The sequence below is a fragment of the Enterococcus eurekensis genome (assembly GCF_042654605.1).
Classification (GTDB): domain Bacteria; phylum Bacillota; class Bacilli; order Lactobacillales; family Enterococcaceae; genus Enterococcus_I; species Enterococcus_I eurekensis.
Window position 1 is genome coordinate 1 of sequence record NZ_JBHSGT010000066.1, and the last position, 12,354, is coordinate 12,354.

Annotated in this window: 10 protein-coding genes; 8 read left to right on the plus strand and 2 right to left on the minus strand. The window is 34.5% G+C overall.

Going from position 1 to position 12,354, the window contains the following annotated elements; all coding sequences use genetic code 11:
• Positions 1-487 precede the first annotated feature (487 nt).
• Positions 488-1,384 carry an AraC family transcriptional regulator gene (locus ACFO3L_RS11015; RefSeq protein ID WP_379967435.1) on the minus strand — a complete coding sequence of 299 codons (897 nt, stop codon included), beginning with the start codon at positions 1,382-1,384 and terminating at the stop codon, positions 488-490.
• A gap of 116 nt (positions 1,385-1,500) precedes the next feature.
• Here ACFO3L_RS11015 and ACFO3L_RS11020 point away from each other — a divergent pair, with 116 nt between their 5' ends.
• From ACFO3L_RS11020 to ACFO3L_RS11055, 8 genes are all read left to right on the plus strand, one after another.
• Positions 1,501-2,751: an extracellular solute-binding protein gene (locus ACFO3L_RS11020; protein ID WP_379967438.1), complete on the plus strand. Its 1,251-nt coding sequence runs from the start codon at positions 1,501-1,503 to the stop codon at positions 2,749-2,751.
• Between the two features lie 23 nt (positions 2,752-2,774).
• Positions 2,775-3,647 (plus strand): carbohydrate ABC transporter permease, encoded by an 873-nt coding sequence (locus tag ACFO3L_RS11025; protein ID WP_379967441.1) that lies wholly within the window; start codon positions 2,775-2,777, stop codon positions 3,645-3,647.
• A 15-nt stretch (positions 3,648-3,662) separates the two neighbouring features.
• On the plus strand, positions 3,663-4,487 hold the full coding sequence (locus tag ACFO3L_RS11030; RefSeq protein WP_379967444.1) for a carbohydrate ABC transporter permease: 825 nt from the start codon (positions 3,663-3,665) through the stop codon (positions 4,485-4,487).
• Positions 4,488-4,499: 12 nt separating this feature from the next.
• Positions 4,500-5,957 carry a sucrose phosphorylase gene (gene gtfA, locus ACFO3L_RS11035; protein ID WP_379967518.1) on the plus strand — a complete coding sequence of 486 codons (1,458 nt, stop codon included), beginning with the start codon at positions 4,500-4,502 and terminating at the stop codon, positions 5,955-5,957.
• Entirely contained in the window at positions 5,958-8,156 is a 2,199-nt protein-coding gene (locus ACFO3L_RS11040) for an alpha-galactosidase (protein ID WP_379967447.1), read from the plus strand. It begins immediately after the preceding gene.
• A gap of 393 nt (positions 8,157-8,549) precedes the next feature.
• Positions 8,550-8,960, plus strand: a complete 411-nt coding sequence (locus ACFO3L_RS11045; RefSeq protein ID WP_379967450.1) for a DUF2177 family protein — start codon at positions 8,550-8,552, stop codon at positions 8,958-8,960.
• The gene (locus tag ACFO3L_RS11050) at positions 8,960-10,753 is read left to right on the plus strand and encodes a DAK2 domain-containing protein (protein ID WP_379967453.1); all 1,794 of its coding nucleotides are present in this window, start codon (positions 8,960-8,962) and stop codon (positions 10,751-10,753) included. The genes ACFO3L_RS11045 and ACFO3L_RS11050 overlap by 1 nt, the downstream gene beginning before the upstream one ends.
• Positions 10,750-11,523, plus strand: a complete 774-nt coding sequence (locus ACFO3L_RS11055) for a DUF1295 domain-containing protein (RefSeq protein ID WP_379967456.1) — start codon at positions 10,750-10,752, stop codon at positions 11,521-11,523. Before ACFO3L_RS11050 ends, ACFO3L_RS11055 begins: the two co-directional genes overlap by 4 nt.
• A gap of 246 nt (positions 11,524-11,769) precedes the next feature.
• Here the strand turns inward: ACFO3L_RS11055 and ACFO3L_RS11060 are convergent, their stop codons facing one another.
• Positions 11,770-12,144, minus strand: a complete 375-nt coding sequence (locus tag ACFO3L_RS11060; protein ID WP_379967459.1) for a hypothetical protein — start codon at positions 12,142-12,144, stop codon at positions 11,770-11,772.
• Positions 12,145-12,354 lie beyond the last annotated feature (210 nt).

Here is a 12,354-nt window from a genome sequence, read left to right on the forward strand (position 1 = left end):
AAAGAAATACGCTTGCAAGTATGTTCTGTTCCTAAGAATCTCGTGACTTCAGTCATGAGAGGTTCAAATTAATTGAACTAAGAAACTATAAATCAACAAAATGAATGCTCCATACCCTGTTTTAATAGAACATAAGTAATTCCGGATTGATCATACTTTTCATAGCCATGAAAAGCTGTTAATTCAGCTTGTAGTAATATCTTTATTACTCACTTTAGAGGAGGGGTTCTTCTGTTAAATAGGGGAGTTAGAGGCGCTAAATCTCATACTCAGAAATAGTAACTGGAGATGATTCTTAAGTAATCGTCTCCAGTTATTTTCTATTTTCTTTCCTTGAGTAGAAGATTAAGCATCCATGACAATTAATTGTTTGACTTCATTCACTGGACAATCATTCAGTTCTCAAATCCTTAAATCATAGCTTACTAAAGCCGGGGATACCTACAATTTGGTATCCTCGGCTTTTTTGCTAAGTTATGTGAGGTTGTTACTTAAATAATCTATTTTTCTTTAATCGATTGGGATCTTCATCTAGTTTCAGGAGAAGTCGTTCATACTTTTGGTTTCCTTGTGCTTTCTTAAAGTGACTAGGGGATAAGCCGTAAAAATTTTTAAAGGCTTTTGAGAAAGACAATAAATCTTTATATCCGACAGAAATACTGATTGTTGTAATGGTGTTATCAGATTTAATTAATAAATCTCCAGCTTTTTTCATCCGTAAATTCATTAGAAAGTCTTGGGGAGAAATGCCAGATTGTTGGGTAAAGATATGATGAAAATAGCTACGACTTAAATTAAGATGCTCATAGATATCTCTGATTGTAATATTTTTACTAAAATGATGATACATATATCGAATAGCTTGATTAAAGTATTGTTCTTGAGGCGTAGGTGGCTTTAGCTGGCGTGAAGGAAATTCTTTCACTAGATAATAAAGCATTTGATAAATTTTACTATCCATTAATAAATCGATATTTTGGTCGTAAGTGTTGTCTGACAATACTTGGAGATCTATAAAACACTTAATAAATGAAGACTCAGACACATTGTTAATCTTGAAATCTTCCATTAATGAGGAACGCTTTAGATAGCTTTCAATTTTAGTTCCGCTTAAACCTACCCAAATATAGTCCCAGGGATCTGTAGTATCAGCTTGATAAAATGTAATAATATCTTTAGGTAATATAAAAACATTTCCAGATTCTAATTCGATGGTAAAGTTGTCAATATTCAATTGACCTTTGCCAGATAAGATGTAGTGAATAACGTAGTTTTCACGTACAGAAGGACCAAAAGAGTAGCCGGGTGCGCAAGCTTCTCTACCGAAAAAATCAATATTAATGTCTAAATGATCTTGTTGGTATTCATAATATGCAAAATTCATAATAAACCTCCTAAAGGACATTCTACCATATAGTAACGACATTTAGCTATTAATGAAAACGCTTCATCGTGCTAATGTATAGATATTCAAAATAACCTAATGGAGGGAACAAAGAAATGAAGAAATGGATGAAATGGACAGTAGCGACGTTAAGTATTGGCTTTACAGTTGGAGCTTTAGGGGCATGTGGCAAAGAAAACGCTAAAAATGATGGTAAGACAACGATTGAATTCTTCTCTCAAAAAAAAGAAATGAAGGATACTCTCGAAGAAATTATTTCAGATTTTGAAAAAGAAAATCCTGATATCAAAGTGAAATTAACCAATGTTCCAGATGCAGGTACGGTATTGAAAACAAGGATTGCTAGTGGAGATATCCCAGATGTCATTAATAGCTATCCTCAGAATGCAGATTTTCAAGAGTGGGCTAAAGCAGGTGTCTTTGAAGAATTAACGGGTAAGGAGTACTTAACAAATCTAAAAGAAGGATCAGCTGAAACTTATGCAATTGAAGATAAAATTTACTCGGTTCCTTTAACAAGTAATGCTTGGGGATTTTTTTATAATAAAGATGCGTTTAAAGAATTAGGTTTAGACATTCCTAAAACTTGGGATGAGTTTGAGACATTAGTTAAGGATATTCAAGACAAGGACCGAGTACCCTTTGCAGCATCGATTAATACAGCTGATTCATGGACTTTGAATGGTTATCACCAACTGGCTTGGGCGACAGTAAACGGTGGATTTGATGGTGCTGAGGATGCATTAGTGAGAAGTAAAAAAGGAGCAATTAAAGTTAGCAATCAAGATTTTAAAGAAGTGGTTAATGAGCTTAGTTTATTAAGCGGGACTGCTCAAAAAAATGCAAACGGTGCGACTTATGATGATGCAGTAGCGACATTTGCGAAAGGTGATGCGTTGATTTTCCCCAATGGAACTTGGGCTTTGCCTGCAGTAAAAAATCAAAAACCAGAATTTGAAATTGGGATGTTTGCATATCCAGGATTAAAGGAAAATGAAGAATTGACTGTAGGGGCAGCTGATTTAGCGGTTTCCATTAATGCAAAATCTAAACAAAAAGAAGCATCAGAAAAATTCGTGGCTTATTTGACGACAAAAGACGCGATGCAAAAATATTATGACGTTGATGGATCACCAACTTCAGTAATGGCTGTTGAAACTGAAAATAAGTTCCCTGAAACACAAGGCGTTTCTCAATACGTTTTTACGGATAAACAAATTGTTTGGTTACAAAAAGAATGGACTTCTGAAGAATCATTTTGGCATGCGACAGTCGACTACATCAATAGTGGTGATGAAGAACAACTGGCTAATAATTTAAATAGCTTCTTTGATACGATGAAATAAAAAAGGAAGGGAAGGGGAAACAGATGAGAAAAAAATCATTTGTCAGTCAGTATTGGGGTTATCTATTTGTCCTCATTCCTGTGTTACTACAATTAATATTCTTTTATTTACCTATGATTCAAGGATTTTTTTATAGCTTAACGGATTGGACGGGCCTAACGCCTAATTTCAATATGGTCGGATTTACCAATTATGGAAATATATTAGGCGATCAAAAGTTCATTAAGAGTATTAGTTTTACAATTCTTTTTACTACAGGCTTAATCATTGGAGAAGTTGTCTTAGGTATTTTTATCTCCAGACTATTAAATGAAAAATTAAAAGGAGTAGGCTTTTTTAGAACAGCCTACTTCTTCCCTGCAGTGTTAAGTACGGTAACATTAGGCCTAATATTTAAACAAGTTTTTAATTACGGATTACCTCAAATTGGAGAAAACTTGAACATCACTTGGCTTCAACAAAATTTAATAGCAAATGAAAGTACAGTCGTCTTGGGAGTGCTGTTTGTTGCTTTATGGCAAGGAGTCGCAATGCCGATTATTATTTTTTTATCGGGATTGCAGAGTATCCCTCAAGAAATATTAGAAGCTGCTGCAATTGATGGTGCTTCTAAAAGACAAATATTTAAAAATATTGAATTGCCATATTTACTTCCATCTTTAAGTATGGTTTTTATCATGGCACTAAAAAATGGTTTAACAGCATTTGATCTGATCTATGCATTAACTGGAGGAGGACCAAGTGATAAGACGACTAGCTTAGGGTTACTCGTTTACAATTATGCATTTAAAAGCAATCAATATGGATACGCTAATGCTATAGCGGTTGTATTATTTGTCATCATTGCAGTTATTTCGATTATTCAGATTCGTGTTTCAAAACGATTCGAGGTCTAGGAAGGAAAGAAAATTATGAAAAAAGAACGTCATTATTTATCTTATATCATCTTAGGCTTAGGACTTCTGATGATTGTTTTACCATTATATTTAACCGTAATCAGCTCATTCAAAGATACTTCACAAATTACAGGTAATTTTTTTGGCTTACCTAATCCTTTTACCTTAGATAATTTTGAACGACTCTTAACAGATGGTATAAGTAAATACTTTATCAATTCTATCAGTATTGCTGTAGTCTCTATTGCATTGATTACATTGTTTATACCAATGGCTGCATTTTCAATTGCTAGAAATATTTCTAGAAAAAAGGCTTTTACTTTTATGTATTCTTTCTTGATTTTAGGGATTTTTGTACCATTCCAGGTTATTATGATTCCTATTACTTCGATGATGACTAAATTAGGATTATCTAATATACCGGGATTGATTATCTTATATTTGGCATATGCAGTGCCCCAAACATTATTTTTATACGTAGGATATATAAAGACAGCAATTCCAGTTGAACTAGATGAAGCAGCGGAAATAGATGGATGCGGAAAATTTAGAATGTATTTTCAAATTACTTTTCCACTAATGAAGCCAATGCATGCGACAACACTCATCATTAACGCATTATGGATATGGAATGATTTCTTATTACCATTATTAATTTTAAATAAAGACGATTCAAATTGGACATTGCCATTGTTCCAGTACAATTATCAAGGGCAATATTTTAGTGATTATGGCCCTTCCTTTGCTTCGTATGTTATAGGGATTATCACAATTTTAATTGTCTATTTAATATTCCAAAAAAATATTATTTCTGGGATGACGAGTGGTTCAGTAAAATAAATGAGGTGTATGATAAAAATGAAAAACAAGGTTATGTTAATTACGTATGCGGATAGTCTAGGGGAAAATTTAAGTGAGTTAAAAGAGGTATTGGATAATGAACTAAAAGATGTTGTAAGTGGTATTCATCTTCTCCCTTTTTATCCATCAAGTGGTGATCGAGGATTTGCACCAATTGACTATCGTAAAGTGGATAGTCAATTTGGTAGTTGGAAGGAAGTAAAGGCTATCGCTAGTAATTATGATCTAATGGTTGATTTTATGGTAAATCATATTTCAAGACAGTCACCTTTTTTTCAAGATTTCTTACTAAAGAAAGAAAATTCTATTTATAAAGATTTATTCATCCGCTATAGTAAATTTTGGCCTGAGGGACGTCCTAATCAAGAAGATGTGGATTTAATTTATAAAAGAAAACCAAGAGCGCCCTATGTCGATGTTACTTTTTCAGATAAAACAACAGACAAAGTATGGTGTACATTTGATGAAGAGCAAATAGATTTAGATGTCACGACTCAAGTTACAAGAATGTATATTAAAGAAACGCTCCATTTTTTAGCTGAAAATGGCGCTAAAAGTATTCGACTAGACGCTTTTGCTTATGCGAATAAAAAAATTGACACAAATTGTTTTTTTGTAGAACCAGAAATTTGGGAATTACTGGACTATTGCCAAGAGGCACTAGTAGAATATGACGTCTTGGTTCTTCCAGAAATACATGAACATTTTTCTATTCAACAAAAGATTGCCCAACATGATTATTATGTTTATGATTTTGCATTACCTATGCTTGTGCTACATGCGCTTTACAGTGGACGGAATGAACGATTGATTCACTGGTTAGAAATATGCCCAAGAAAGCAATTCACAACTTTAGACACTCACGATGGTATCGGTGTTGTGGATGTTAAAGACTTACTAACAGATAGAGAAATTGAAGAAACAAGAGAAGCACTTTACAGTCAAGGTGCAAACGTAAAAAAAATCTATAGCACCGAAGCATACAATAATTTAGATATTTATCAAATTAACTGTACTTATTATAGTGCTTTAGGTAATAACGATGCTGCGTATTTATTAGCTCGAGCTATTCAGTGTTTTTCTCCAGGAATCCCTCAAGTCTATTATGTAGGTTTGTTAGCAGGTAAAAACGACATTGAATTACTAGAAGAAACAAAAGAAGGAAGAAATATCAACCGCCATTACTACGAAAGAGATGAAATCAAACAAGAGATTCAAAGGCCAGTCATAAAAAAATTGTTTGAGATATTAAAGTTTAGAAATCAATCCGAGGCATTTGATGGTGAGATTAAAATAGTAGCAATTGATGAGTCAGCCTTTGAAATTCAGTGGACAAATCAAGAAGTGACGGCAATATTGAAGGCGAATTTAAAGGAACGCCATTTTACTATAATAGAAAAAACAGAAAGTCAAAGGACTTATTATTTTGATAGTCAGGAGGGCAATTAATTGGCAATTGTATTTCATAAAGAGCAAAATTATTTTTCATTAACGACGAATCAGACAGAATATCAGATAAAAATTGATAGGTATGGGCATGTGTTACATAGTCACTATGGGAATATCGTTAATCAAGACATGTCGTATTTATTTTCTTACGAAGATCGTGGATTTTCTGGAAGCCCCGCAGTTGCAGGAACAGATAGAACGTATTCACTCGATGTTTTACCACAGGAATACCCTGTTTTTGGAATGGGTGATTATCGAGAAGGGGCTTTGGAACTAGAGAATGCTGATGGATCTTATGGGGTTGAGTTCGTTTATAAAGAACATAAAATTTTAGACGAAAAGTATAGTCTGCAGGGGTTACCGGCATCTTATCGGAATAACAACGAAAAAGTAAGTACTTTAGAGATTACGTTGATGGATGACATCACTCAAATAGAAGTGAAATTACTATATGGCGTGTTTGAAGAAAAGGATATCATCACTCGAGCGACTAAAGTAGTTAATTTAGGAAAAGAAAAAATTAATTTACTAAAAGTTGATTCTGTTAGCTTAGATAAGAACTTGGAAAAAGAGCTAGATGTCATTCATTTTCATGGTCGCCACAACATGGAACGCCAGTATGAAAGAACGGCCATCGGAAACAGCATGTTTTCGATCGGATCTCATCGAGGAAGCTCTAGTCATCAGCATAATCCCTTTATGATTCTCTGTGATAAAGAAACGACGGAAGCGTATGGAGAATCATACGGTGTGATGTTAATGTATAGTGGAAATTTTCTTGGGACTGTTGAAAAAACACAATTTAATCAAGTACGCTCGACTATGGGAATCGGACGTCAAGGGTTTAGGTATCCTTTAGAAAAAGGGGAAGAATTCATTGCTCCAGAAGTCATTTTAAGCTTTTCTAATGATGGACTGACAAAGCTAAGCCAAAATTATCATACCTTTATTAAAAATAATGTTGTAAGGGGAGAGTATAAATACAAACGTCGTCCAATTTTAATCAATAATTGGGAAGCAACTTATTTTGATTTTGATGAAGAGAAACTCTTAGATATTGCCAGAGAATCATCAGAAGTAGGGATTGAGTTACTAGTCATGGACGATGGCTGGTTTGGTAAGAGAAATGATGACAACACAGGCTTAGGAGATTGGTTTGTTAATCTAGAGAAGATTCCTGGTGGCTTGAAGAATCTAACAACAAAAGTGAATCAAATGGGCATGAAGTTTGGTATATGGTTTGAGCCAGAAATGGTTTCAGAAGATAGTGATTTGTATCGAAAACATCCCGAATGGAGTATTAACATTCCTAATAGAACAGGAGTTAGAAGTAGAAATCAGTTTGTTTTAGATCTAAGTCGAGCGGACGTAAGGGATTATTTGGTTGAGCAGATAAGTGCTATACTTGACAGTGGAAATATTGAATATTTGAAATGGGATATGAATCGAAGCCTATCGAATGTTTATTCTGAAAGTTTAAAACCATCGGAACAAGGGAAATTCTATCATTTATATGTTTTGGGAGTATATGAAATTTTAGAACGTCTAACCTCAGCATATCCTTATATTTTGTTTGAGGGATGTAGTGGCGGTGGCGGTCGATTTGATGCAGGGATGTTGTACTATACGCCGCAAATTTGGACGAGCGATAATACCGATGCCATTGATCGTCTGAGAATCCAACATGGCACATCTTTTGGCTACCCAATTAATACCAATGGTTCTCATGTTTCAGCAGTACCAAATCATCAGACGGGACGGATAACCCCATTAGCAACTCGAGGAATGGTTGCGATGACAGGAACCTTTGGGTATGAACTTGATATCACCTCACTTTCAAAAGAAGAAAAAGAAGCGATAAAAAAACAGATTTCTCACTTTAAAGAAAACTACGACACGATTCATGAAGGTGAGTACTATCGATTATCGAATCCATGGGAGAATGAGGTTTTCACTGCATGGCAGATTGTATCTAAGAAGAGAGATAAGATTCTGTTAAACATTATCAGAACAAGGCAATATGCGAATGATCCTATATTTACCGTTAAGTTAAAAGGCTTAGTGGAGTCTTCCCACTATCGTTTAATAGGAACGGATAAGGTGTTTACAGGTGCAAGCTTAATGAACGGCGGATGGGAAGTCCCAAGAGCAAAAGAAGAATATCAAGGCTTCGAATTTGAATTTGAAGTAGTAGAATGAAAAAGGAAGAAGTGATGAAAACGGACTCTTTTTCAAATGATGCGAATGACTAGTATTTTAAAATGAACTGTTATCTAGGCAATGAAAACCATCGCGTTTTTGTTGCCTATTTTTTATCCAAAAAATTTCTGTATCATTTTTTATAAAAAAGTAGATGTAAACGAATTTCTTCATCAACATCAAAAATTATAAACCCTATTTTATCAGTTTGAGGCCTCTTTTTGTTGGAGAAAATTGAATATAATGCTGAAAAGAGAACTTTAAAGAGAGGCTTTATTTAATACCAACTATTATAAAAACAAAAAACGTAAGCCTTCAACAGTCATCAAATTCTCTGACTATGTTAAAATAACAAGAATAAAAATAAAAATTTGAAGTTAGGAAGTGTGTAAAATGTCTAATATATTACGACTTTATTTAATGAGTGCCATTGTCTTTTTAATTTTCGATCTTTTCTGGTTGCTTGTTGTTTCTAAGAAAATGTACCAACAAATGATTGGGCATTTAATGGGTGAAGTGAAGATGATGCCAGCCGTTATTTTTTACTTTCTCTACGTCGCAGGAGTGGTGTTTTTTGTTTTAATGCCAGGAATAGAAAAACAAAGCCTGATATCTACCTTATTAAGTGGCGCTTTTTTTGGACTTCTTTGTTATGCTACGTATGATTTAACGAATTTGTCGACATTAAAAGATTGGCCAGTGGCGATGACACTGATTGATTTAGCTTGGGGGGCATTTGTCACAGCAAGTACCTCAGGAATTGTTTTTTGGCTGAATCAGTTGTGGCTAGGAGGAAAAAGCTAGTGGAGCAGTTGGAACAACAACGAATTTTTCAAAGTTTTTTAGGCGGTGCAAGTTATTTAATTGCAAAAAAAGAAAGTTTAAATAAGATCAATGTTTTTCCGGTAGCAGATGGAGATACAGGAAGTAATTTGGCAATGTTGATGCAAGCGATTGTGGATCAAATTGATCGCGAGACGCTTTCGATGAAACAACTATTACAAAGTGTTGCAGATGCGTCATTAATGGGCGCGCGAGGGAATTCAGGGATTATCTTTGCTCAGTATTTCAACGCAGTTTCTCGAACATTTGCACAAGGAGAAGAAGATGCTTTGAGTTTGGCCTACGCCTTTAAACAGGCCGTTACAGATGCCTACCATGCACTTTTAGATCCTAAAGAAGGGACCATTCTAACTGTGATGACGGTATGGTCGGACGCGCTCTATCAAGGGGTGTTAAGAGAAGAATCGTTTGAGACCTCTTTAGAACAAGCAAAAGAAAAAGCCTTGTCAGCTCTTCAACAAACAAGATACCAATTAAAAATCTTACGTCAGAACCGCCTGGTTGATTCCGGCGCAAAAGGCTTTTATCATTTTATTGAAGGCTTCACAAATACGTATTGCCAACAAGAAAACCATTCGATTCAATCCATAGAAAGCAGTGAAAGTGAGCCATTTGCTTCAGACATAGAACATATCACCGACCAACCAACATTTCGTTATTGCTCCGAATTTTTAATTAAAGAAGCAATCATCGATTCAGCCAGTTTAAAGGAACAATTGAAAGGACTAGGCGATTCCTTAATTGTCGTTGGGGAAAAACGATTACTAAAAATTCATATCCATACGAATCAACCGAAAGAAATATTGACCTATTTAGAGACAATTGGAACGGTGATTAACCACAAAGTTGACGACATGTATCTGCAATTTGCCTTATCTAAAAAAACTAAATATCCTATTGCCGTCGTGACCGATTCAATTGCTGATATCCCTGAAGCACTTATTTATGAGGAACAAATTCATGTTTTACCAGTGAATATTTTGACGGATTCAACTAGTTATTTAGATAAATTAACAATAGATAGCAAGAATATTCGGGGAAAAATCGAGCGCAATGAAAAATTAAGTACCGCTCAACCAAGTATTCAAAGTGTCGACGCCTTGCTTTCTTTTTTAGAAGGAAAATATGCAGAAATTTTGATTATTACTGTATCTAGTAAACTAAGTGGCACATATCAACTGATTAAGCAACGAATCGAAGCCAAAGCTGGCAATAATGAAAAATTCCAAGTCATCGATTCGAAGCTTAATGCCGCAGCACAAGGCCTACTTGTGTTATCTGCTGTGCAAGCAATCAAAGAGGGACAATCCTTTTCACAAGTGATTGCAACTGTCAATGAAACAATAAAAAGAAGCTTTATTTATGTCTCGGTAGCTAGTCTTACGCCGATGATTGATTCTGGACGAATCCCACAAAAAATTGGACGACTCGCTCAAAAATTAAATCTTCATCCGATTGTTAGTCTTGATGGGAACGGCGAAGGGAAACTAACCGGCTTTGCTTTTAGCCAACAATCGGCAACCAATAAAATCATCAAACAAGTAAAGAAAGATTTAAATAAAGGCAGATTAGAAGCCGTAGCAATTACTCATGCAGATAATGCAAAAGTCGCCGATGAAATGAATCAAAAATTAGCATGTGATCAATTAAAAATGAATAATTATACTGTTGAAAGTTCAGCAGCTATCGCCATTAGTGCGGGAATTGGCGCGATTGCAGTCGCAGGAATTAAACAAAAGGAGGAAAGAAAATGATCTATAGTAGTGTAGCAGGTATCTTATTGGTATATTTCATCATCTGGTTTATCATCGCCAAAGTAAAAAATAATTATGGGCTCGTCGATATTGCTTGGGGGTTAGGGTTTGTTGTCGTCGCCTGGACCAGTTTCTTTACGACTAATGAATGGCGAACGCAATCGTTGGTCATTCTTCTCCTCGTTTCCGCTTGGGGATTTCGTCTATTTTGGCATCTTTTTAAAAGAAATTGGAATAGTCCAGAAGACTATCGTTATGTTAGAATGCGTAAACGTTGGGGAACAACTCTCGTTAATCTAAAATCGTTCTTAAACGTGTTTGCTCTCCAAGGTGTGCTTTTATTTATCATTTCTTTACCGATTATGAATAGCTTCTATCAGGAAAAAACAACTTTTCAATGGTGGCAGGTAGCAGGTATCATTCTTTGGCTAATCGGTTTTTATTTCGAAGTCTTAGGCGATTTGCAATTAGAAAGATTTAAAAAAGAGCCTGCCAATAAAGGCAAACTCTTAACTACCGGCTTATGGTCGCTTACTAGACATCCAAATTACTTTGGCGAAGCAACGTGTTGGTGGGGGATTTTCTTAATCTCATTTACAACGTTCGATCAACTATGGTTAATCATTAGTCCGATTATCATCACGTTACTGCTACTATTCGTCTCAGGCGTGCCATTATTGGAAAATAAATACAAAGACCGCGAAGACTTTAAAATTTATGCTAGTAAAACAGCAAAATTCTTTCCAGTGATAGGGAAGAAGGGATTGTAGAATACTAATCTTGTACGATATAAGTATCAAGAATTTAAATATTTACAAAAAGAAAAACGTTAGGAAAATTCTAACGTTTTTTTGCATTTCGTTGATGAAAATTTATCAAAGCATATTTTAAAATTAACTATCGAAAAATAAGATGTCAGATAGAAAACAAAAACGAAATGTGTTGGTTGTCTATTTATTTGTAAAAAGCAATCGCAAACGATACTTGCTAGAGTTAGATGCAATTTAATAATCTATTCACTCATCTTCTAAAATACCAACCCATCCGATATTTTCTACATATATTCCATAACCAACAAACCAATTTTGCTCGAAGATCTGGATTTGATTTTCTGTATTTTCTTTGGATGTATAAGTATAAATGGTTCTTTTGTATTCAAAAGAATCGGTTTTTTCTAGAAATAGTACGGTTACCTTCTTTTTATAAAGAGTCATTGGATATTCTGTATTTTGTGCGATGTGATTGGCTAGCACTCGATGTTTAGTTATCTGTTGGTAGGCTTCTTTTAAGATCTCAATACCTGTAGCAATAATTTCTTCTCTGGGTGAGTGATTAGAAAGATAGTTATATAATTCTTCAGATAGCTTTTCTAAGTGATACTGTTTGATCAAGGTATTCACCTCTTATATTTATTATGAGTCGGGATTATTTACACTATCTATATACGTAAGAGCTTATATTTATTTTTTATATCAAAAACATTTGTATGTTTGATGAAATATTTTTATATTTCTGAAAATAGTGTTGACGAAGTGGAAAGATGATGATATTATATTCTCATCAAATGAAATAATGATATATTTCTAAAAATATGAGTTAAT

What these genes read in the sequence shown, in the direction of transcription:
- ACFO3L_RS11015 (WP_379967435.1), bottom strand. Translation starts at nt 1,384, where the DNA reads ATGAATTTTGCATATTATGAATACCAACAAGATCATTTAGACATTAAT.
- ACFO3L_RS11020 (WP_379967438.1), top strand. Translation starts at nt 1,501, where the DNA reads ATGAAGAAATGGATGAAATGGACAGTAGCGACGTTAAGTATTGGCTTT.
- ACFO3L_RS11025 (WP_379967441.1), top strand. Translation starts at nt 2,775, where the DNA reads ATGAGAAAAAAATCATTTGTCAGTCAGTATTGGGGTTATCTATTTGTC.
- ACFO3L_RS11030 (WP_379967444.1), top strand. Translation starts at nt 3,663, where the DNA reads ATGAAAAAAGAACGTCATTATTTATCTTATATCATCTTAGGCTTAGGA.
- ACFO3L_RS11045 (WP_379967450.1), top strand. Translation starts at nt 8,550, where the DNA reads ATGTCTAATATATTACGACTTTATTTAATGAGTGCCATTGTCTTTTTA.
- ACFO3L_RS11055 (WP_379967456.1), top strand. Translation starts at nt 10,750, where the DNA reads ATGATCTATAGTAGTGTAGCAGGTATCTTATTGGTATATTTCATCATC.